This window comes from Halosolutus sp. DAT137 (assembly GCF_059736405.1).
The window spans coordinates 1-20,617 of record NZ_JCAQID010000015.1; the positions used below are offsets into that span (position 1 = coordinate 1).

The 20,617-nt window shown below is 61.8% G+C and carries 20 protein-coding genes; 11 read left to right on the forward strand and 9 right to left on the reverse strand.

Annotation, left to right across the window (positions count from 1 at the left end):
- On the forward strand, positions 1 to 245 hold a 245-nt coding region (locus AC6I6L_RS20000), incomplete at its 5' end, for a hypothetical protein (protein WP_497919539.1).
- A 185-nt stretch (positions 246 to 430) separates the two neighbouring features.
- Here the strand turns inward: AC6I6L_RS20000 and AC6I6L_RS20005 are convergent.
- Positions 431 to 1,312 carry an LLM class flavin-dependent oxidoreductase gene (locus AC6I6L_RS20005; protein WP_497919541.1) on the reverse strand — a complete coding sequence of 294 codons (882 nt, stop codon included), beginning with the start codon at positions 1,310 to 1,312 and terminating at the stop codon, positions 431 to 433.
- A 169-nt stretch (positions 1,313 to 1,481) separates the two neighbouring features.
- On the opposite strand from AC6I6L_RS20005, the gene AC6I6L_RS20010 reads away from it, so the two are divergent.
- Positions 1,482 to 2,102 carry a DUF1989 domain-containing protein gene (locus tag AC6I6L_RS20010; RefSeq protein ID WP_497919542.1) on the forward strand — a complete coding sequence of 207 codons (621 nt, stop codon included), beginning with the start codon at positions 1,482 to 1,484 and terminating at the stop codon, positions 2,100 to 2,102.
- Between the two features lie 37 nt (positions 2,103 to 2,139).
- Here AC6I6L_RS20010 and AC6I6L_RS20015 read toward each other — a convergent pair whose 3' ends face one another.
- The 5 genes from AC6I6L_RS20015 to AC6I6L_RS20035 all read right to left on the reverse strand — a co-directional run bounded on the left by AC6I6L_RS20015 (position 2,140) and on the right by AC6I6L_RS20035 (position 6,725).
- Positions 2,140 to 3,015, reverse strand: a complete 876-nt coding sequence (locus tag AC6I6L_RS20015; protein ID WP_497919543.1) for a universal stress protein — start codon at positions 3,013 to 3,015, stop codon at positions 2,140 to 2,142.
- Between the two features lie 186 nt (positions 3,016 to 3,201).
- The gene (locus tag AC6I6L_RS20020; protein ID WP_497919544.1) at positions 3,202 to 3,996 is read right to left on the reverse strand and encodes an ABC transporter ATP-binding protein; all 795 of its coding nucleotides are present in this window, start codon (positions 3,994 to 3,996) and stop codon (positions 3,202 to 3,204) included.
- A gap of 2 nt (positions 3,997 to 3,998) precedes the next feature.
- On the reverse strand, positions 3,999 to 4,811 hold the full coding sequence (locus AC6I6L_RS20025; RefSeq protein WP_497919545.1) for an ABC transporter permease: 813 nt from the start codon (positions 4,809 to 4,811) through the stop codon (positions 3,999 to 4,001).
- 3 nt (positions 4,812 to 4,814) lie between these two features.
- Positions 4,815 to 5,528 (reverse strand): ABC transporter permease, encoded by a 714-nt coding sequence (locus tag AC6I6L_RS20030; protein ID WP_497919546.1) that lies wholly within the window; start codon positions 5,526 to 5,528, stop codon positions 4,815 to 4,817.
- A gap of 120 nt (positions 5,529 to 5,648) precedes the next feature.
- Positions 5,649 to 6,725: an ABC transporter substrate-binding protein gene (locus AC6I6L_RS20035; protein ID WP_497919547.1), complete on the reverse strand. Its 1,077-nt coding sequence runs from the start codon at positions 6,723 to 6,725 to the stop codon at positions 5,649 to 5,651.
- 231 nt (positions 6,726 to 6,956) lie between these two features.
- Between AC6I6L_RS20035 and AC6I6L_RS20040 the strand changes: the two genes are divergently transcribed.
- From AC6I6L_RS20040 to AC6I6L_RS20050, 3 genes are all read left to right on the forward strand, one after another.
- Positions 6,957 to 7,577, forward strand: a complete 621-nt coding sequence (locus AC6I6L_RS20040) for an isochorismatase family protein (RefSeq protein ID WP_497919548.1) — start codon at positions 6,957 to 6,959, stop codon at positions 7,575 to 7,577.
- Between the two features lie 289 nt (positions 7,578 to 7,866).
- Positions 7,867 to 8,598: an AzlC family ABC transporter permease gene (locus AC6I6L_RS20045; protein ID WP_497919549.1), complete on the forward strand. Its 732-nt coding sequence runs from the start codon at positions 7,867 to 7,869 to the stop codon at positions 8,596 to 8,598.
- Complete coding sequence (locus AC6I6L_RS20050) at positions 8,595 to 8,927, forward strand: AzlD domain-containing protein (RefSeq protein WP_497919550.1); 333 nt, start codon at positions 8,595 to 8,597, stop codon at positions 8,925 to 8,927. Before AC6I6L_RS20045 ends, AC6I6L_RS20050 begins: the two co-directional genes overlap by 4 nt.
- A 786-nt stretch (positions 8,928 to 9,713) precedes the next feature.
- Here the strand turns inward: AC6I6L_RS20050 and AC6I6L_RS20055 are convergent.
- Positions 9,714 to 11,015, reverse strand: coding sequence for a M20 family metallopeptidase (locus tag AC6I6L_RS20055; protein ID WP_497919551.1), 1,302 nt, complete (start codon positions 11,013 to 11,015; stop codon positions 9,714 to 9,716).
- 234 nt (positions 11,016 to 11,249) lie between these two features.
- Between AC6I6L_RS20055 and AC6I6L_RS20060 the strand changes: the two genes are divergently transcribed.
- The 4 genes from AC6I6L_RS20060 (at position 11,250) to AC6I6L_RS20075 (ending at position 16,199) form a co-directional block, all read left to right on the forward strand.
- Positions 11,250 to 13,556, forward strand: a complete 2,307-nt coding sequence (locus tag AC6I6L_RS20060; protein ID WP_497919552.1) for a xanthine dehydrogenase family protein molybdopterin-binding subunit — start codon at positions 11,250 to 11,252, stop codon at positions 13,554 to 13,556.
- Entirely contained in the window at positions 13,549 to 14,472 is a 924-nt protein-coding gene (locus AC6I6L_RS20065; protein ID WP_497919553.1) for an FAD binding domain-containing protein, read from the forward strand. Before AC6I6L_RS20060 ends, AC6I6L_RS20065 begins: the two co-directional genes overlap by 8 nt.
- A complete protein-coding gene (locus AC6I6L_RS20070) occupies positions 14,469 to 14,942 on the forward strand; it encodes a (2Fe-2S)-binding protein (RefSeq protein WP_497919554.1) in 474 nt (157 codons plus the stop codon). The genes AC6I6L_RS20065 and AC6I6L_RS20070 overlap by 4 nt, the downstream gene beginning before the upstream one ends.
- A gap of 288 nt (positions 14,943 to 15,230) precedes the next feature.
- Complete coding sequence (locus tag AC6I6L_RS20075) at positions 15,231 to 16,199, forward strand: LLM class flavin-dependent oxidoreductase (RefSeq protein ID WP_497919555.1); 969 nt, start codon at positions 15,231 to 15,233, stop codon at positions 16,197 to 16,199.
- A 14-nt stretch (positions 16,200 to 16,213) separates the two neighbouring features.
- On the opposite strand, the gene AC6I6L_RS20080 is transcribed toward AC6I6L_RS20075, so the two are convergent.
- Positions 16,214 to 17,710 (reverse strand): MmgE/PrpD family protein, encoded by a 1,497-nt coding sequence (locus tag AC6I6L_RS20080; protein ID WP_497919556.1) that lies wholly within the window; start codon positions 17,708 to 17,710, stop codon positions 16,214 to 16,216.
- A 75-nt stretch (positions 17,711 to 17,785) separates the two neighbouring features.
- Here AC6I6L_RS20080 and AC6I6L_RS20085 point away from each other — a divergent pair, with 75 nt between their 5' ends.
- Together AC6I6L_RS20085 and AC6I6L_RS20090 are read left to right on the forward strand one after the other, a co-directional pair.
- Complete coding sequence (locus tag AC6I6L_RS20085) at positions 17,786 to 18,694, forward strand: DMT family transporter (RefSeq protein ID WP_497919557.1); 909 nt, start codon at positions 17,786 to 17,788, stop codon at positions 18,692 to 18,694.
- 187 nt (positions 18,695 to 18,881) lie between these two features.
- Positions 18,882 to 19,700: an NAD(P)-dependent oxidoreductase gene (locus AC6I6L_RS20090; protein ID WP_497919558.1), complete on the forward strand. Its 819-nt coding sequence runs from the start codon at positions 18,882 to 18,884 to the stop codon at positions 19,698 to 19,700.
- Between the two features lie 119 nt (positions 19,701 to 19,819).
- Here the strand turns inward: AC6I6L_RS20090 and AC6I6L_RS20095 are convergent, their stop codons facing one another.
- A complete protein-coding gene (locus AC6I6L_RS20095; protein WP_497919559.1) occupies positions 19,820 to 20,500 on the reverse strand; it encodes an isochorismatase family protein in 681 nt (226 codons plus the stop codon).
- Between the last annotated feature and the right edge of the window lie 117 nt (positions 20,501 to 20,617).

A 20,617-nucleotide genomic window follows, 5' to 3' on the forward strand; every position in this document is an offset into this window, starting at 1 on the left:
AGACGTCGCTCTCGTCGGCGATATTCGACCTCGATGGCGAGGATCCCGAAGCCAGCGAGATTTACATCGCACTCGGCAAGCCGTGTCACGCCTGGCGCACGGAGGAGGGTGACGGCTGGTTGACCATCACCGCCGACGCCACCGAAGCCGACGTTCCCGACCGCTTCCTCACCGGCGAAGCGTGGCTCGAACACTACACAGAAGATGCCTACGAGGGCGAGCGCGAACCTGTCCCACTCAAGTAGGGTCTCCAAACATCCGGTTCCCGCCAACACCACGGGAGCCACCGACTACCCCCTGATTCACTCTTTTGCGTGCCGATCGACGAAGTGCAGTCCGCTCGACGTGAAGCGGTAGCGTCGACATCCGCTGCTCTCAGAACGCACTACTAGACTGGTAGCCCAGCGAACGAGTCGGTGGCGGGTGTCGATCAGTCGAGGTTTGCTCGAACGTCTTCGAGAAGTGCGAGCGTTTCGTCGGCCGAATCGTCGGAGACGGTGCTCACCACGAGTTCGTCGACGCCGAGTGTGTCGTACGAGGCGATCCGCTCGGCCACCGTTTCCGGATCGCCGTGCAGAATCCGTCCGCCGAGGTCGTCCCAGCCGCGATAGCCGTCCTGAACGAGTGCCTCGACCGCGTCCGCCGCATCGTCGGCGTCCTCGCGGAGTAACGCGCCGCGACGGAGGATCACGTCACCGCCTCCGGCCTCGGCGTACCACTCGAGTTTTCGTTCGAGGTCGTCGTCCCTCTCTCCGGCGGAAACGATCCACGCGTCGCCGCGCCTTGCGGCGCGTTCGACTGCGGGTTTGGCGATCCCGCCGATACAGATACGGGGGTCGGGCCGGGGCTCGATCGCGACGTTCTCGAGGCTGACGGTTTCGCCGTCGAACGAGACCGACTCGCCCGATGCCAGCGCTTCGATGACGGTGAGGCGTTCGTCGAACCGAGTCGCTCGCTCTTCGAGGGGGACGCCGAAGGCGTCGAACGACGGTTCGTGCCCGCCCACGGCACACCAGAGATCGAGCTGGTCGACGAAGCACTCGAGCGTCCCGAGTCGCTCCGCGAGGTAGACCGGATCGTACAGCGGCAGCAGACACATCACGGCGACGTGGTCGAAGATGGCAGAGAGTCGACTCGCGGTCGGTACGTGCTGAAAGAATCGCCGGTCTCCGCTGACGTGGTGGTCGGGACACTGGACGTAGTCGAATCCCGCTTCGTTCGCTGCGCGTGCACCCTCGACGACGGCATTCCCCGCAGCCCTCGTGCTCCCCTCGCGCGGCTGGAAAGCATCGATGGCGTATCCGAGTTTCATCGCCTACGAGTTCTTCGCTGCAATAATAAATCTACGCCAGTTCCAGTGTGCGGATTCTCGGTCGGACGACGCGCAGCGTTCCGATCGATGATCGCTGTGTCCGGTAGCGACATTCGATCCGAATCGAACGGCAGTGTTTATGGGTTTGTGGACCAATCCATTGCTACGAATGTCCTTCGACAGCGTCGACGTCGTTCCGGCGTCGGAAGCCCGCGCATACCGCGTCGCCGCGAACCAGCGGTTTCGAATCGTCGCCCACGAGGGACCGCAAGTCTGTGACGCCGTGTTCGTCGGAGCCGAGGATCACTCGAAGACGTACAGTTCGGACCTTTCCGTCCTCTTCAACCAGCTCAAGGGGACGGGTTCGATGAAGCGGATCAAAACACTGTATTCACGGCCACCGGACACGACAGCGATGCTCACGGTGACGGCAGATACCATCGGCCACCACTTCCCGTGGGCCGGTGGAATGTGCTGTTCGCACCTCTATGAGGTACGCGACGACGATCCGGAGCACGCAAACTGCGCAGACAACCTGCTGGAGGCGCTGAATGACTGTGGGCTGGACCTGGAGGTGGTTCCGGAGGTGTTCAATATCGGGATGCACGTCACCGTCGAGGACGATCGAATTCGATACCTGCCGCCGGAGTTCGGGCGCGGCGATTACATCGAGTTCGAGCCCCAAATGGACCTGATCGTCGGTATTTCTTCGTGTCCGAACGACACGACTGTAATGAACGAATCCGAGCCAAAATCGCTCGAGGTTCGGTTTCAGGAGCCGCCGGAATAGGCGTGGTTGAACCGGTACTCGACCGTCGCCAATGCCGTTAAATATCTTCCATCGCGGCGATAACGGGTCGCTCGCTCGAGAGCAGAATAGATTGCGTGACGCTTCCAAAGAGGACTTTCCCGATGGGTGATTGATTTCGTCCCGCGGCCACGATGTAGCCGGCATCGACTTCGTCCGCGTACGTGACGACCTGCCCGCTCGGATTGCCGACCAGGCCGACGTGTTCACAGGCGTCCGTTATCGGTGCCGCCACCTCTGCTGCGATCTCCGCTGCCACCGATTCGATCTCCTCGTCGGTCGGTTCTGAGCCAGCCTTGCTCGAGTCGGTTCGGTCGAGTTCGTCGAACGCCGATCGCGTGAGGACGTGCACGACGTGCAGTTCACGGTCGAGGGCTGTTGCGACCGTCTGCGCTTCGTCGACGACTCGGGTGCCTCGCTCTGAGCGATCGACCGCGGCGACGATCGGCTTCGACGCGTCCGCCGCGTACGTCCACCCGTTCGGGACGCTAACGACCGGTGCCGACGACTCGAGCAGTACTGATTGGGTCGTACTGCCGAAGACGGCTTTGCCGACCGCCGTTCGTTTCCGACCGCCGATGACGAGATAGCGTGCGTCTTGTCGATCGGCTTCAGCAATAATTTCCTCGCTCGGATTGCCGATGCGGCCTCGAACGGTGACGGGTACATCCGCGTCGCTGGTCCGATCGACCGCAGATTGTGCGATGGTTTCGGCGTCTGCCGCCGCGTCGTCGAGGTAGTATTCTGGCCGTTCGTCGACCCGTCGGTCCGCCTCTTTGCGCGTCAAGACGTGCAATACGACCAGATCGTCGTCGAAGTTTCGGGCGAGCTCTCGTCCGACAGAGACTGTCTGTTTCGAGCCAGATTCGTCGTCTACCGCGACTACGATAGTCATGGTTCTCGTTCGATTCCTCGGAAGATAAGTATACGGATCGCTGTGCAATCGTGGCTGGATCCGGACCCGAAATCGCGGCTGGATCCGGACCCATAGTGTGTTCCGTGTGTGTGCTCGCTGGTGCGTGTGCTCGCTGTCTATACGTTTCGCAATTCCGTCCAGTAGAGTCCGCGGTGCGTTCGAAGGTCAGTCGATGACCATCGACTGCTCGAACCCGCGCTGGGCTTCCGCCTTGAGCGCCTCCCAGAGTTCGTCCGTAATTTCGTTGAACTCGTCGGTCGTGACGATCGATTCGTCCCGCGGTCGCTCGATGTTCACCTCGACCATCTTCTTGATCTCTCCGGGACGGGCGCTCATCACGAGGACGCGGTCCGAGAGGAACGTCGCTTCCGTGAGCGAGTGCGTGATGAACATTGTCGTCTGGTTCGTCTCCTGGCAGATCCGGAGAAGTTCCTCACCGAGGATGAACCGCGTCTGTTCGTCCAGCGCGCCGAAGGGTTCGTCCATCAACATGAGGTCCGGGTTCAGCGCGAGGGTACGAGCGATCGCGACCCGCTGGCGCATTCCGCCGGACAGTTCTGATGGGTAGGTTTCCTCGAACCCAGAGAGACCCACCAGATTCAAGATCTCTCGCGCTCGCTCTCTCCGATCGGCTTTGTTCATTCCTCGCATCTCGAGACCGAACTCGACGTTCTCGATAGTCGATCGCCACGGGAAGGTCGAGTCCTCCTGAAACACGACGCCGATATCCTCGCGGGGTTCGGTGATCGGCTCGCCGTCGATGCGAATTTCTCCTTCGGAGGGTGAAATCAACCCTGCGACCATCTCCATGAGGGTGCTCTTTCCGCAGCCGGTCGGGCCGATGACCGAGAAGAACTCGCCCTCTTCGAGTTCGCAACTCACGTCGCGAACGGCTTCGACACTGTCTGGTCTGTTCTCGTTGTACGTTTTCGAGACGTTTTCGATCGTTAGTTTTGTCATTGTTATATCCCCATCTCTTCGTCGGTGGTCATGTTCCAGCGCTCCTCGAGCGCCTGCTGTGCGCCATAGAAGATAATATTGATACCGAATGCGATGATGGTTAACACGGTGACGACGAGTAGAATCTGCTCGCTGTTAAACGTCCCCATGGCGTGTTGAAGAATAAGTCCGAGTCCGGAACGCGACGCGAACAGCTCGACGAGGATCACCGCGAGGAACGCGCTGTTGAACGTCAGTCGGAGCGCGACGACCAGCTGTACGAGGATATACGGGATAACGATGTGGCGGAATAGCTGGTATCGCGACAGACGAAGCGACTTCGAGACGTCGAGGTAGACGCCCTCGATCGATCGAACGGCGCCCATCGTGATGATGAGCATCGGGAAGAACGCGGAGAACGTCGCGAAGCCGACTTTCGTGTTCAACCCGACGCCGAAGATGAACAGAAAGACCGGATACATCGTAATCTTCGGGACGGAGTAAAACGACAGGAAGAACGGCTCGACGATGTCGAATGCCGGCTTGTTGAATCCGAGGGCGAGACCCAGTCCGCCGCCGATACCCGTCGCGATGACGAACGAGATGACCACCGCCTGCATAGTTGCGTTCGTGTTCGGAACGACCCATCCGGATTCGATCCCCGTTATCAACGCGCTGAACGTGTGGACGGGGCCTGGCAGAATGCGCGGTCCGACCCAGGCGCTCAGCAGCGCCCAGATGGCGACAACCGCGACCGGAACCAACAGGCGATAGAAGGTGAGCGACGAGAGCGTCCGGTCGAGCAACGCCTGTCCCTGGCTCGTTTCGGTTGCCATCGATCAGGCCCTCCGGTGAAGTCGGTTTTCCATTTGAATCAGTGTTAGATTGACGACCACTGCAAGGGTGATCACGACCAGCAACACCGCATACATGTTTGCGGTCTGGAAATTCTGGTAGTACCACGAAATCTGATAGCCGAGTCCGGCGTTTGAGAGGATGAACTCGCTCGCGATGACGCCGATGAACGCGTAGACAAAGCCCAATTTCAGGCCCGTGAAGATGTAGGGAACGGCCGCGGGGAAAATAACGTGGCGAAACTGCTCTCGGCCCGACAATCCCATCGATCGACCGACATCAACCAGTACGTCCGGTACTTTCGCCAGTCCGTTGGCGGTGCTGATGACGATGATCGTCACGCTCATCGCGAACGCGATCAGAACGATCGGGAAGATGTTGAGACCGAATACGACGATGAATATCGGGTAAAACACGAATATCGGCATCGCGTAGAGGACGACGAGGTACGGATCGAGTACCTGCTTTACTTTGTCGTGGCGCCACAGGAACCAGCCGAGAACCATCGCGACGGCAGCGGCCATCAGAAACGAAACGAGAACCAGACCGATCGTGTTGAGTATGTCGTCCGTTAGTTGCCCGGTCGAGAGCAGTTCGTACGCCCGTTCCACCATCGTCGATAGTGGAACGTACGTCAGCTGATCGAACCACTCGGCTCGACCGAGCAACTCGAGTACTGCGAGTATCGTAAAGAGCAATGCGACTCGTCCGATGCGTATTTTTTGTTGATATCGGAGCGGTGGAAGTACGTTCAAATTCATTTTCTATAGTTTTGATATCTCACAAGGGACGTCGTCTGGTGACGGCGGACGAGTTCGTTACAGCCAGTCGCTCTGGTACTCTTCCGGCAAGTATTCGTCCCGGATCAGTTCCTCTCGGTCGAGTTGTTCACCTTCTTCGAGCGTTCCGTCGAACTGGAGCACCCGTTCGAGGTCCTCGACGAACTCCTCGCTAATTCCGATCTGGAAGAAGTCTTCGGGCTGGGTGTCTTCCAGTCCGGCGATGGCGAGTTCCTCGTTGAAATCGGCGGCTTCCGCCCACATACGGCCCGCTTCCTCGACGTTGTCGTGAATCCACTCGGACGCCTCGATCCACCCGCTGAGGAAGCCCCGTGCCATTTCCGGCCGTTGATCGAGCACGACGTTCCCCATCGAGAGGATGTCCTCGGTGTAGTGTGGCGCGTATTCGCGGCTGTGCCAGACGCGTCGCGTGTCTCCGTTTCTGAGCAACTCGGTTGAGGTTGGATTCGTGTTCAGTCCGACGTCAGCGATCCCTTCCATCACCGCAGAAATCACTTCACCCAGCCCACCGGTGTAAATAAACTCGACATCGTCCAGCGAGATTCCGTCGGCGGCTTCGACCGAGAGAACGGCGTTCGCCTCGCCCGACGAGGCCGGATCCGTGACTGCGATCGTTTCGACATCCTGTATCTCTTCGATGTCGGAGTCGGCTCGTGTCTGGTAGTCGATGTCCGGAACGGCTGTCGCCATCCCAACGATATACAGTGGTGCCCCTTCGTAGAACGCTTTTGCCGTTGCGTTTGGCGGTGACATTCCCACTTCGATATCACCCGTCGTGATCGTGCGGACGCCGCCGCCACCCCCGGCGGTCGAGACGATGTCGTTTACGTTCACGCCGTGGTCGTTGAAGATGCCGTTTTCCATCCCGACTGTCAGCGGCAGCCCGTGTGGAATAACCGGGTAGTGGGAGAACCCAACAGAGAGATTCTCGGTCCCGTTTCCGCCGCCGTTTCCGCCGTTTCCGCCATTTCCATCGGCATCGGGTGTCGGCGTATCCTCTTCCCCCAGACAACCGGCCAGCCCGGTTGTCAGCGCGACACCTGTTCCTCCCGATAATTTGATAAACGCCCGTCTATTGGTGTGATCAGAACCCATGCTATTATCTTACACTCTGTATGTGCAACTCTACAATTTCAGTCTGGTCTATTAAGTTACCATGAACCGGTGTTATTTGACACCTCCTCTCTATCAGTCATATAATCAGTAACTCAGTGACCTCGGAATCGTATTGGTGCCAGGCGTGTTGATGGCAAGCTATATGTGTTCTACGACCGATTTTCGACCGTGTACATACCGGAGTCAATACCGCAAGCGGATCGAGAGGTGATGCTCGAGAAGGCGGGCTACGCTGGCACAGTCGGCGTTGGCGACACTATCGCCGTCCTCGTCGTCGACATGACGAAGGCGTTCGTCGAGGACGAGTATCCGAACGGATACGCGGAGACGGGGAAACCCGCGGTCGAAGCGATTTCTCGACTGATGGATCATGCCCGCGAAATGGGAATCAGAGGATACTACGCTCGCGCGAGAACCGAGGGAGCACCGGTCGAACTCGGTCGATGGACGGATTCGACCGGGTTAGGCGACGACGAAGACTCGACCGACGACCTGCCGCCGGGCGACCCCGACGCACTGGCGGACGGAATAACGCCCGGACCGGACGACGTCGTCATCGACAGCAAGTACAAGCCGAGTATGTTCTTCGGCACGCAACTCGAGAGCATGCTGACCTACGATGGCGTCGACACGCTCGTGATCACGGGCATGACGACATCCGGCTGCGTCAGAGCGACGGTCGTCGACGCGTTCTCCTACAACTACCGCATCGTCGTCCCCGAAGAGTGCGTCGCCGATCGGTCACAGATCTCCCACGAAATCACGTTGTTCGACATCGACATGAAATACGGTGACGTACTGCCCCTCGAGGACGTTCTGGAGCTGTTGTAGCCGCAGGTTTTCGTACGGACGCTGCCAGTTCCGCCTGTACGCCGTCGGTTCCATGTCTCGTCCCGTCTTCCTGTCTGCCGTCGGTTTCGTGTCTCGTCCCGTCTTCCTGTCTGCCGTCGGTTTCGTGTTCCGACTGCCCTCTGATTGGCAGACTGGGCCTGCCACTGCCTGCCGACCGTGCCTTTCTCGAACGCGTTTGTCCTCGTCCGCCAGCTATCGTGGGATCGAATTGCCAGCAAGTTTCGCCTTTGCTTCGACAGTTATTGGTACCGACCCGCATACCGTCGGTATGGAACGCAGCGACTTTCTCCGCGGTGCCAGAGAGATCACCCCGGCCGTCCCACCGAACGTCCCGTTCGGGATGTTGTTCGGTGCGACGGCCGTCGAAGTCGGGTTCGAACCGATCGAAGCGACGGCGATGTCGCTTTTCATGTTCGCCGGGGCAGGCCAGTTAGCGGCCGTCGATCTCTTGCGAACGGAAACCGCATTGCCGATCGTGTTCGTCACCGTACTCGTCGTCAACCTCCGGTACGCGGTCTACAGCGCGTCGATAGTCCCGCTCGTTCGCGACCTTCCGACTCGTTGGCGAGCCGTTATGGGATATGCGCTGTTCGACATCAACTTCGCGTTCCTCACGAACAAGTTCGGACTGGCGGACGACAGCGGTGGTACCGACGAAGCGACCGACCAGATCCATCGGGGCTGGTACTATCTCGGTATCACGCTCCCCCTCGTCGCCACGTTCGTCATCACCACCTACGTCGGCGCGATCGTCGGAACCGCTTTTGCCGGCGGACTGAGTCTCGAGTTTGCGATTCCGTTGATTTTCATCGCGCTTCTCGCGCCGTCCGTCGACGGACCTGCACTTGTGGCAACTGGCGTTGTCGCGACGGTCGTTACCATCGCCGCGTCGGGACTCCCGTTCAATATCGGTCTTCTCATCGCCATCGCCGTTGGCGTCGGCGTCGGTGCCGCCGTGGATAACCGCAACCGTCTCGTGGCTCGGGTTGATGTTCGATGACAGAACTCGATTCGCAACTCGTCTGGGCAGCGATCGTGCTGTTGGGCATCGGGACCTATCTGCTGCGAGCGTCTTTCGTTCTCGGAATCGAGTGGATTGGCGAACTGCCGTCGGCCGTCGAAGAGGTGTTACCGTTCGTTCCCGTGGCCGTGTTGGCGGCCCTCGCCGCGCCATATCTCGTCGTCCCCGACGGCTCGATCGCGATCGGATTGCACAACGAACACCTGATCGCCGGGCTCGTCGCGTTCGTCGTCGCCCGTAAAACCGGGAGCCTTACGCTGACCGTCGTCGGTGGCATGGGTCTGCTCTGGGGTCTCCAGTGGCTGTGAGGGAACCTAGAACCGCCCGAACCGTCAGACAGTCCGACGAATGGCGCGTGAATTGCCGGCCAATGCCCGTTTATTCGGCGCGTAACCTCGCCTTCGAAACCCCGTTTTTACACCCTCGAGTGCCGTGGACCTCGCCACCGCATCGAGTGTTGACTCCGACCGTCCCATCGAAGTGTTGGCTCCGACCGTCCCATCGACAACTCTGACGTCGAAAGCGACCGCCCCGACACTGCTTCAGTACGGGCCAGACACCTATTTTGTCACACGAATCCGAGTACAAAATCACCTTTCCTACGCGTTTCACGCCTCGAAACGACAGAATTAAAACTGGTGCCTCAACGCCGTTCTGTGAAATCAAAGACGACAGATTTCACCCCCATCTAAAATAACAGCCTTAGTGTATTATTATTGTGGGTGTGTACCCGATATGAAACAGCTAGTATTTGATAGGCATTGTCATGATAGGATGTGGCATGATCTGGTACCGCACTGCATCGATCGGCCCGGATCGGCACGACCGGAAACGACGGTGGACACTCGTGTGCCGACGAGACGGGTACTGTCGTAGGATACCGTTCGCGGTCACCGCTGTGGGAGACGGTTTCGCTACAGCGGCGCGAATCGGCGTTCTCGGGTGAAAAGGGACCCGGGGTTCGCGGATCGTCACGGCGTAGAACACAGTACAATCGGGCCGTCACGTTCGGTCTACTGAACGGTTGCCGTACGATCGGTGGGGTCGGTCCGGTCGCCCGCTCTCGTCAGGTGCGCCGGTTATGCCCTGTTCGATTACTCCTCGGCGCGACACCATTCGAGGCTGACGCTCGCGTACAGCTTCGCGGCCGCGACGAGATCCTCGAGTCGCATGCATGGATGGGGCGCTCCGTCGACGTCACGCGTCGTTCGCGGCGGGCCGCAGGTGACGGCGGGGATTCCGACTTCGTTGAAGACGTTGATATCGCGCCACATACTCGTGATCGTGGGGTTCGGCCGCGGCGGTGCCGTCCCGAAAAGCGCCTCGTGTGAGGATTCGAGGGCGTCGACGAGCGGCGCTACGTCCGTCTCGTCGGCGACGTAGCCGCGCCGGAACAGATACGGCTCGACGGTCGCATCGATCTCCGCTGCCTCGAGGACGGATTCGATCTCGTCACGGACGAACTCCGGGCGTTCGCCCGGCGGCAGGCGAACGTCGAGGTAGAGGGAAGCGGTTCCCGGTGCGACGATCGGCGCTTGCGGGTTCCCCGATCGGATCGCACCGACGCCGGCCGACGGTCGCATCGTCCCGTGGTCGAACGTTTTCGTCTGCGCCTGCGCGTAGTCGCTACCCCAGGATTCGAGGACTTCTACCGCGCGGGCCGCACCGGCGAGCGCCCCCGGGTGGTCGGTCAACGGGTCCTCCGGATCGAGAGTCTCGAGGCGGGGCTGGTAGGTCGGCGTTCCAGTGACGGTAATCTCGAACCAGGCGACCCCACACTCCATTCGGGCGATCGCGAAATCCGTCGTCTCCGCGACGATCGCGCAGTCGGCGGTGATTCCGCCGTCGACCAGGCGGCGCGTACCGAGTCCGCTCCCGAGGTATCGGTGGTCCTGAAATTCGCCGACGGTCGTACCGCCGATCTCACCGACGGTAGCGGTGAGAACAAGATCCCCGTCGAGTTCGACGCCGGTTTCGGCCAGTGCACGAGCAGCCCAGAGAAACGCGGTCATCGGTCCCTTGTCGTTGATGACGCCAACGCCGAAGAGATGGTCGTCCTCGCGCCACGCCTCGGTGTGGCTCCGTCGGCGTTCGGGAAGGATCAGGTCGTCTTCCGGTGTGTTCCCGTATGCGGTGTCGATGTGGGCATTGAAGAGGAGCCGCCGAGCCACCTCGTTCGCGTCGCCGGGTAACTGTCCGATCACGTTCGATCGGTCTCCGACGACGGATTGTGTGCGAGAGTCGATGCCGTTCTCGTTCAACCAGTCGTGCAGGTACTCGCTCGCTTCTCGCTCGTAGCCCCGCGGGCTCGGAACGTTCGCGAACTCGACGAGGAAGTCGGCCATCGCCTCGCTGCGGTCGTCGATCCATTCGAACACCTGTTCCGTGGGATCCATCACGGACACCAAGACGGTGGGTCGACTTATCTCTATGTACCTGATACGGATTCGTGTCCGTCGGTACCGCCGATCGGCCAAGACGGTTCGCCGTTCGGCAGTAATTGATGACACTAATCCGTATGACAGGGGCGATACGTGCTGGACAGGCAGCGTCACGCTGGCCCACTCGTCGGTCCGTCCGGGCTGACCAGCGAACCAACGTTTAATATTGCCGGGTCGGATGTACCTCCTATGAAACGTGAGTTAGTGGGTCGTGAGCGCCCCGACTCGGACCGGGTCGTCGGCTCAGCTATCACGCGGGTTGATATCGAGCCGAAAGTCCGCGGTACTGCGGTGTACGGCTCCGACCTCGATCGGCCAGGATTGCTCCATGCGGCGGTGTTGCGATCGCCGGTTCCCCACGCTCGTCTCCGTCGAGTCGACACGTCGGCCGCCTCGGCCGTCGACGGCGTGGTGGCGACACGCACTCGAGCCGAACTACTCGGTCACTTCGACGACAGGTTGCGCCACGTTGGCGATGTCATCGCCGCAGTCGCCGCGACCGATTGCGAGACCGCGACCGCAGCACTCGAGGCGATCGAGTACGAAATCGAGGAACGTGAGCCGGTTCTCGATCCGCACGTGGCGGTCGAAGCAGGCGGGCCGATCGTCCACGAGAATACGCCGGATCTCGATCAACACCGACAGCACCCGATCGACGTGCAAACTGATGGGTACGTCCAGAACATCGACGATTATCACGCCTACTCCCACGGGGATACGGAGCAGGCGCTAGCCGATGCCGACCACGTGATCGAACGGACGTACACGACGCCGCGACTCGCCCATTGCAACCTGGACACGCACTGCTGTATCGCCTCGTGGACTGACGGCACCCTTCACGTCGAGACGACCATCGGGAACGTCACGCAGGCGGCTGAGGAACTCGGGAACTTCCTCGGTATCGGCCGCGACCGGGTCGAGCTAACCGTCCCGCCGACGCCGAGTTCGAGCTTCGGCGGCCGATCGCTCCCGAAGTTCACTTTCGAACCGGTCGCTGCGTCGCTCGCCCGTGAGGCGAATCGTCCAGTTCGCCTGGCCTTTCCTCGGGACGTAGAGTTTCTGGCGGGCGAAACGCGCCACCGGACAGCGTGGACGCTGACGATGGGCGTCTCCGACGACGGTGAGATCACGGCCTTGCGAACGAGCGTCGTCGCCGACACCGGCGCGTATCCCAACGGCGTCGGGCACATCGTCCTCTCGAACGGACGGGACCGCCCGCTCGACCTTTACCGGATCCCGAACTACGAGTATGAGGGCGTTTCGGTGTTCACCAACAACGTTCCGGCCGGCGAGTACCGCGGAATCGGCGTCACGCAAGCGACGTTCGCACTCGAGTCCCACGTCGACGACGCGGCCCGACGCGTGGGGCTCGATCCACTCGAGTTCAGACGGCGGAATTTCCTGAAAGAAGGACAACGGCGGTCGAACGACCGTCCCCCGATCGACAGTTTTGGCGCGTTCGAGTGTCTAGAACGCGGACAGGAGACGTTCGCAAAACTGATCGATGGCCGCGACGGCGGGAGCGAAGCCGCCGAGGAGGCCCGACTCGTTGGTCGCGGCGTCGCCGCGGGCACCCACACGACTGGCTCCGGTGCCGGCGACGGACAGGACGTCTCAGAAGCGCGGCTCACGCTCCGACCGGACGGCACGGTTCTCGCGAGCGTGGCCGGCGTCGAACTCGGACAAGGCTCTGATACGGTTCTGACACAGATCGTCGCCCAGGAGACCGGAGTCACCCCCGACGCGGTCGCGGTCGAACGGTACCCCGCCTCGGACTCGCTCGAGGACTCGCTCGGGACGGTCGCCTCCAGGACGACGTACATCGTCGGCGCTGCGGTCAAGGACGCCGGCGAACGACTCGTCGCTCGTCTCGCCGAACGCGCGGCCGACCGACTCGGCTGTGTGCCCGCTGAGGCCCGAATCGACGACGGCGTCGTCACCGACGGTCGCGACACGATCCCGATCGAGGTGCTCCTCGACGGGGACCTCTCGGCGGTCGGGCGAGCGACCGCGGACGATGCGCCCGCCGCCTACGGCGTCCACTTTGCCGAAGTGGCGATCGATCCGGGCACGGGTCACGTCGATATTCGGGCGTTCGTCGCCGCCCAGGACGTGGGCTTTGCGATCAATCCCGCGATGGTCGAGGGACAACTCGAGGGGGCGGTGCTCCACGGCGTGGAATTCGCGTGCTGTTCGGCGCTGCGCGACGACGGCGGCGTACCGACGAACGCCACGCTGGCGGACTACTCCGTGGCGTCGCCGGCCGAGATGCCGGACGAACTCGAGTGTGTGATCGTCGAATCGAACGAGGCGAGCGGTCCGTACGGAGTAAAGGGCCTCGGAACGCCATCGCTGCCGCCCGTCGCTCCGGCGATTGCGAACGCGATTCGTGACGCGATCGATCGACGGATCGCAGACGCCCCGGCGACGGCCGAACGAGTGTATCGGGTGCTCCACGACGATGCCGCCGGTAAACGGGGTACGAGCGATGAGTGACGCGACGTACGTCCGTCCGACGTCGCTCGAGGAGGCAAAGCGCGTCCTCTCTCGCCGGGGTGAGACGGCGACGGTCGTCGGTGGCGGACAGACGTTGCAGCCGCTCGTGACCGAGGGCGTCGTCTCGATCGACGTCGCCGTCGACGTGTCGGCCCTCCCGGAACTGACCCGGATCGAGCGAACCGCGGACGCGACCGTGATCGGCGGTGCCGTGACCTACCGCGACCTCCTCGAGAGCGAGGCCGGACGCCGCCATCGAATGCTGGCGGAAGCCGCGGCCGAGATCGCCGATCGCCAGGTCCGTGCCCTCGGGACCGTCGGCGGGGCGCTGGCGTCGGGCCAGTCTGCGCTCGATCTGGTCCCGGTCTGTTACTGTCTCGGGGCGACCGTCGTGATCGGCTCCGCCAGCGGTCGGCGGCGCGTTTCCGTCCGAGAGCTATACCCGAACGCGACGCGAGATGCGGAGCGCAGGGGGGATCGATCGGACTTCCTCGGCCTGGCACCGGTCGAACTCGAGGCCGACGAACTGATCGAAGCGATCGAGATCCCCGTTCGATCCGGCGATGACCGGCGAGGCGGCGACTATCGGAAGCTGACGAACGTTGCGGGCGGCTGGACGACCGTCGGAGTCGGGACGCGCGTCGAACTCGACGCGGACCGCGAGACGATCGATCGGGCACGACTCGGCCTGGCGGCGGTCGGTCGAACCGGTGCAGTCGCACCGACCGTCGAGGCGGCACTCGAGGGTGTGCCCGCTACCGTAGCCGCGGTCGACGATGCCGTCGGCCGACTCGGTGAGGACGTCTCGCCCGTTTCACCGTTTTCGTCCGAGACGTACGCGCTCGCGGTCGCGAAGACGCTGCTGTCTCGGAGCCTGTCTACCGCGATCGAGCGTGCCGGAGGTGACCTAGCGTGACGGTCCCGATCACGTTCGAACTGAACGGGGAAGAGGTGACCGCTCGGACCACGCCCGAGCAAACGCTGCGAGAACTCCTCCGTGACACTCTCGGCAACCGCGAGGTAAAACGGGGCTGTCGGACCGGCCGCTGTGGCGTCTGTACGGTGTTGCTCGATGGAGTCGCGGTGAAATCCTGTCTGGTGATGGCACCGAAAGCAGACGGGCGACGCATCCGAACGGTGGCCGGGATCGGTACCGACGACGAACTTCACCCGGTACAGGCGGCGTTCGTCGAGGAGTTCGCCGCCCAGTGTGGCTACTGTACGCCGGGGTTCGTCCTGACGGCTGTCGAGTACGTAGACGGCCTCGACGATCCCGACGAGTTCGATCGCGCGGACGCAAAACAGGCGATCAAAGGGAACGTGTGCCGGTGTACTGGCTACGAGAAGATCCTCGACGCGATCGAGACGAGCGTGCGCCGGGACTGAGTCGGGTTGCCCGATAGAACGCGCTCGCTTCACTCGTTCCGCGTACCCTAATCAGTCGATTTCGTTCCCGAGGCTGTCGATTTCGTTCCCGGGACAGTCGACTCCGTGCTCGGTCAGTCGATTCCGTACCTGATCAGTCGGTCCCCTGGGGGCGAAGCGGGACGCTCTACCGTTGCCGAACGAACGGGGCGGGACGATGAGAAAATCACCGTCGTTCGAATTGTGAGACTCGGCCATCCGTTTCCGCCGTCACAAGCTATATCTGATCGCGCTTCGAGGAATCTGTTGATGGCCACGAACCCGTCGTTTGGCATTCTCTTGCCACACTTTGGACCGGATTGTAGCCCCGAATTCATCGCCGATACGGCGAAGCGAGCCGAAGAACTCGGCTTCGACTCGCTGTGGGCTCGCGACCACCTGTACGTGCCGCCCGAACACCAAGAACACGGCGGCATCGTCGAACAGCGGTTCGTCGAATCGCTCCAGACGCTCACCTACGTCGCCGCGGTGACTGACGAGATGACCCTCGGGACCGGGAGCCTGAACCCCCACCGTCACCCGCTAAAATTGAGCCAGTGTCTCGGCACCCTCGAGTACCTCTCGACGAGCGACGTCATCTGTGCGATCGGTGCCGGAACGTTCAAAGGCGAGTTCGACGCCGTCGACCTCCCGTTCGACGAGCGCGGACGTCTGGTCGAGGAAAACCTCGAGATTCTGCGCCAGACATTCCGCGAGGAGCAGGTCGATTACGACGGCGAGTACTTCTCTTTCGAAAACGTGACGCTCGATCCCAGAGCCGGCGATTCGGTCCCGCTCTGGTACGGCGGCCTCTCCCCGTTCGCGGTTCGCCGTGCGGTCGAGTACGCCGACGGCTGGTTCCCCGGCCGAATGACCCTGGGTAAACTCGACCAGCGACTCGAGCAACTGCGCGACCTCGAAACCGAGCACGACAGATCGCTCGACCTCGGCTATCTCACCATCTTCAGCGTCGCTGACGACACTGAAGCCGCGCTGTCGCACCTGAACGCGAACGAACTGGTCGACGACGTGAACACGATTCTGCGAACCGATCACGACACACTTGAAGATATCCAGGGAAGCTACGTCGCTGGCGACCCCGACACGTGCGTCGAACAGCTCCGTGCGCTGACCGATCGCGGCTTCGAACATATCGTTCTCGACATGCGCAACTCGTTCGACCAGCTAGAGGAGATGCTGGAACTCACCGCCGAGGAAGTGCTGCCAGCGTTCCGGTAATCCTCACTCACGCCTCACCTAGCGACGGCCCCAAGTGCCTCCTCGAGCGACCCTGTCGCCGGGAGCCGCGAGAGCGACTCGAAGGCCCGTCGAACCGACTCGTCGTCGAGGACGCCCTCGGCGCACTCGGCGAATTTCTCGTACCGACGCTCCTCGGAGAGCGGTGCTGACGGGCTTCCGGGAATGCGCCGTCGCTCGAGTTCGAACCGCTCGCCGTCGATCGTGGTCACAACTAGCCTGGCTCCGTAGTTGCCAAACCCGTCGCCAAAGAGGTTCGGTTCGAAGTCGCGTTCGACCAGTTCCATTGCCGCTCGCGTTCGCTCGTCGGTGACGTACTCGGTGGTAAACTCAGCGACGCCGGCGGTTCCCTCTCGGAGCACCGCTGCGATGCCGAACTCGAGCGATGCGAGGGCCTCGAACTCGTTTGTCGGACGCTCGTACGTCATCACGTCGCTCGCCGCGTCGTCGAGCGAGACGACGATCGAGTCGACGTCGTCGACGGACAGCGATTCCGTTCTCGCTAACTCCTGCATCGAGTCCATGGCCGCGTGCAGAATCCGGCCGCAAGGATAGGGCTTGATTCCGAGATCCGTCACCGCCCACTCCTCGCCAAGGCCGTCTCCAATTCGATCGGGCTTATAGTCGTCGTCGGGCGTCATCGCCGCGCCGTAGCCCCGTTCGCCGGAAAATATTGACTCGTCGGCGGTCATTCCCTCGCGGGCGAGTAGCGCGGCCTCCAGTCCGCAACGCGCTGCGTGGGCCGCATGCAGGGCCTTGGTCATCGTCCCCGCGTTTCGAAGCAGGGCGGACGATCCGGAGGCGGCGATTCCGAACGCGTGTCGGCACTCGAGTTCGTCGAGTCCCAGTATCGACGCCGCCGCTGCGGTTGCACCGAACGTGCCGATCGTGCCGGTGCTGTGCCAGCCGTTGGTGTAGTGGCTTGGGTAGGTAGCGTGTCCGATACGGAAGATGGTCTCGACGCCAGCGACGTAGCCGGTCAGAAAGGTGTCTTCACTTTCGTCTGCGACCGCCGTCGCGGCGAGCGCTGCGGGAACGGCCGTCGTGCTCGGATGGATGATAATCGACTCGAACGTATCGTCGTAGTCGTTCGCGTGAGCGAACGCGCCGTTTGCGAACGCGGCACCCGTCGGACTCGCCGTTCCGCCGCCGACGATAAGCGCGTCGTCGCCGGGCATTGACGTCTCGACGTACCGCCGAATTCGATCGCCGTAGGGCTGTCCAGCGGTGGCGAGCGCGACGCCGATCGTATCGGTTATCTGGACCGCTGATCGATCGATGACGGCGTCGGGGATCGAGTCGAGCTCGATACCCGCCACGAATGTGGCGAGTTTCGCAGTTTCCTCCATGCGGACGAGTACGTCACTCGAGATAGATATACTCTCGCAGTCGTGGCGGTGGTCGCGGATGCTGGTTCCTCCACGTCGAATCTCGACGAGCGTCGCTCCGTTGGGGCGGACGATCGCCACGTGGTTGCCCCCCGTTCGCAACACTCATTAGCCCGTTCGATCATCTAGCTATACGCTACTGTAGCGGGCGGCGACTGAACGCTAAAGACGAGATTCATCATGGTAGAACCGACCCACGTACTTGCCGTTGCGTTAGCGCTCGTCGCGTCGATTTCGAACGCCTGCCAGAACGTCTTCATTCGGAAAGGAACGAACTCGGGGAAGGCTCTCGACGCGGTGATCGTCGTGATGATCGTCAATTTCGTGGTCCTCTTTCCGTCGGTTCTCGTTATCTACTACCCGGACTACGGTCTCACGCGGGCCTCGTGGCTGTCGTTTATCGGGGCGGGTCTCCTTGGCACGCTTCTCGGTCGCGTCCTCACGTTTACGAGCATCGACAAAATCGGTGCCAGCCGAACGATTCCGATCGTCGCGTCCCAGGCACTGTTCGCGACAGTGTTCGGCGTAATTCTGCTCGGAGAGACGATGACGACTATTCACGGGGTCGGAATTATCTTCGTGGTCAGCGGCGTCTCACTGATCGCCTGGGAAACGAGCAACTCGAATCTCGATAACGTGTCCCGGAAACGGCTTCTCCTCGGCCTGTTGCTTCCGTTCGGCGCGGCGGTCGCCTACAGCGGCGAGCCGATTTTCGCGTCGTATGGCTTCGAAGCCGGAACTCCGGCCCCGGTCGGACTCGTCATCAAAACCACGGCGGCGACGCTCGGATTCGTCCTCTATTTGCGATTCAGTGGTACGCTCCCGAGCGCTACGGTGTTGCGATCGAAAAACACGCGGTGGTTTTTCGTCGCAGGAGTCGCGAATACGCTCTTTCTCGTTGGCTACTACGTCGCACTGGAGATGGCCCCAGTGAACGTGGTCGTTCCGGTACTGATCACGAGCACGCTGTTCACTGTCGTTCTCTCGGCGCTGTTTTTGCCGACGCAACTGGAACGCGTGACCTGGAAGATCGCTGCGGCGGCGACGGTTGTCGTGACCGGTGTCCTGACGATCACAGTGTACGGCTAACCCCTCCGACTCCCCGTCGAAAACCGGCGTCTCCTCCGCCGACCAGCGGCTCCCGCCTTGGCGATCGGCGGCTCACAATAAAACGGCTCGCTCGAAATGCTGGTAGCCACCCCAGTGACGCGAAACGGGATCGCTTGCAGGAGTGCCAACGGCTATTACGTCCCCGTTCGATACTCCGTTCGAACCAATGAGTGACATTCACTCGGTAGCAGTGATCGGTATCGGAACGATGGGATCGGCGATGGTCCGTCACCTCGATGACGGCGGGTACGACGTCTACGCGTACGATATCGACGTGGAGAAGGCGGAATCGGCGGTCGGCACGATGGCCACGGTAACGGACTCGATTGCGGAGGCGTCGAGCCGATCGGAGCTAACGATCGTCGCCGTCGGAACGTACGACCAGGTCGAGGAGGCGATCTGTGCCGACGACGGGATTATCGCCGGTGCGGATTCCGACCATCTCGTCGCGATTAGTAGCACGCTCTCCCCAGAACAGTGCATCGCGCTCGGAACCCTCCTCGAGGAAGAGGGACTTCGGGCGCTCGGTGCGCCGACGTGTCGAGGGGAAAAGGCGGCCGAACGCGGCGACCTGCTCGTCTTTACCGGTGGCGAGTCCACGGTATTCGAGCGGGCCCGGCCGGTGCTAGAGCGGTTCGGCGCGCCAGAGAACGTCGTTCACCTTGGCCCGATCGGTGCCGGTCAGGCCGCCAAGGCGGCGAACAACTCCCTGCTCTGGAGTTCGGTCGTTGTCAATCAGGAGGTGTTCCTTCTGGCGGACGCGTACGACATCGACCTCGACCACCTCAGAGACCTCCTCGGCAAGTCCACGGGCGGCAACTGGGCGCTCTCCGCGTGGGACTGGATGCACACGAAGTGGGCGCACAAGGATATGCACATCGTCACCGAGATGGCCCGAGAGCAGGACGTTACCGTTCCCTACCTGGCGTTGACGGGCCAGCTCGTGCTCGAACTGGACCAGGACGAACTCGATCGAACGCGGTGATCGTTTCGGGGCCGCGGGAGCTGTGATTCGGAACTGGCTGGACCGACGTGGCGACGGAGCGGTTGCGACGTGGCGGCGCTACATAGACGGTTACTCGTAGTCGGCAATCGCGTAGACGGTTACTCGTAGTCGGCGATTCGTTCGATCGTGTCGTCGAGGACCTCGACGTCGCCGAATTTCATGTCGATGTCGAACAGCGCCATTTCGTGGGAGAGTTCCGCTCGATCCGCGACGCACTCGGCCGGGATGATCGGCCGGATGTTGTGGCTGTTCGCTTCGACGACCGTCGATCGAACGCCGCCGCTCGTGCTGAGTCCGGCGACGAGCAGCGTGTCGATCCCCTCGAGTCGAAGGACGTTCGCGAGGTGCGTATCGAAGAATGCGCTGAGTTTCGGCTTTTCGATGACGACGTCCTCCGGCTCTGGGGCGATCGCCTCATTGATCGTACTCGCCGCTTCGAGGTCGACGTTCGAGAATTCGCCTTCCTTCTTTTCGTCGACGATCCCGCGGTGGGCCTTCAGCGTCGTCTCGTCCCCGGACAGTTTCGTGTAGTACACCGGGAGCCCCGCCTCCCGCGCCGCTTCGAGGAGCCGTTTGGTCGCCGTTACGGCGTCGGTCGACGAATCCGATCGACCGAGGTGGTTGCTGCTCGCAAATATTTCGAGCATGTCGACGACGAGTACGGCCGGCGTGTCGCCCCATCCCATCCTCGCACCGTAGCCACCGCGGTCGATGACTTCGAGGTCCGATTCCGGAACGATATCTGGGACGTACGCCTCTTCGAATCTGCGTGATACCATGGGTAGCTATCACGTGATTCCCCTATAACGGTGCTGGTTTGGTTGCCACGAAACGGCGTCCAAGCCTGCGAATCGCTTCAAGATATCCGCCGGGTGCCCCGTCCACGGTCCGCGTCG

Coding starts and splice junctions, on each gene's coding strand:
- AC6I6L_RS20045 (WP_497919549.1), top strand. CDS start 7,867: ATGGAACGCAGCGACTTTCTCCGCGGTGCCAGAGAGATCACCCCGGCC.
- AC6I6L_RS20090 (WP_497919558.1), top strand. CDS start 18,882: ATGAGTGACATTCACTCGGTAGCAGTGATCGGTATCGGAACGATGGGA.
- AC6I6L_RS20075 (WP_497919555.1), top strand. CDS start 15,231: ATGGCCACGAACCCGTCGTTTGGCATTCTCTTGCCACACTTTGGACCG.
- AC6I6L_RS20035 (WP_497919547.1), bottom strand. CDS start 6,725: ATGGGTTCTGATCACACCAATAGACGGGCGTTTATCAAATTATCGGGA.
- AC6I6L_RS20050 (WP_497919550.1), top strand. CDS start 8,595: ATGACAGAACTCGATTCGCAACTCGTCTGGGCAGCGATCGTGCTGTTG.
- AC6I6L_RS20040 (WP_497919548.1), top strand. CDS start 6,957: ATGCTCGAGAAGGCGGGCTACGCTGGCACAGTCGGCGTTGGCGACACT.
- AC6I6L_RS20055 (WP_497919551.1), bottom strand. CDS start 11,015: ATGGATCCCACGGAACAGGTGTTCGAATGGATCGACGACCGCAGCGAG.
- AC6I6L_RS20060 (WP_497919552.1), top strand. CDS start 11,250: ATGAAACGTGAGTTAGTGGGTCGTGAGCGCCCCGACTCGGACCGGGTC.
- AC6I6L_RS20020 (WP_497919544.1), bottom strand. CDS start 3,996: ATGACAAAACTAACGATCGAAAACGTCTCGAAAACGTACAACGAGAAC.
- AC6I6L_RS20065 (WP_497919553.1), top strand. CDS start 13,549: ATGAGTGACGCGACGTACGTCCGTCCGACGTCGCTCGAGGAGGCAAAG.
- AC6I6L_RS20005 (WP_497919541.1), bottom strand. CDS start 1,312: ATGAAACTCGGATACGCCATCGATGCTTTCCAGCCGCGCGAGGGGAGC.
- AC6I6L_RS20015 (WP_497919543.1), bottom strand. CDS start 3,015: ATGACTATCGTAGTCGCGGTAGACGACGAATCTGGCTCGAAACAGACA.
- AC6I6L_RS20010 (WP_497919542.1), top strand. CDS start 1,482: ATGTCCTTCGACAGCGTCGACGTCGTTCCGGCGTCGGAAGCCCGCGCA.
- AC6I6L_RS20025 (WP_497919545.1), bottom strand. CDS start 4,811: ATGGCAACCGAAACGAGCCAGGGACAGGCGTTGCTCGACCGGACGCTC.
- AC6I6L_RS20095 (WP_497919559.1), bottom strand. CDS start 20,500: ATGGTATCACGCAGATTCGAAGAGGCGTACGTCCCAGATATCGTTCCG.
- AC6I6L_RS20085 (WP_497919557.1), top strand. CDS start 17,786: ATGGTAGAACCGACCCACGTACTTGCCGTTGCGTTAGCGCTCGTCGCG.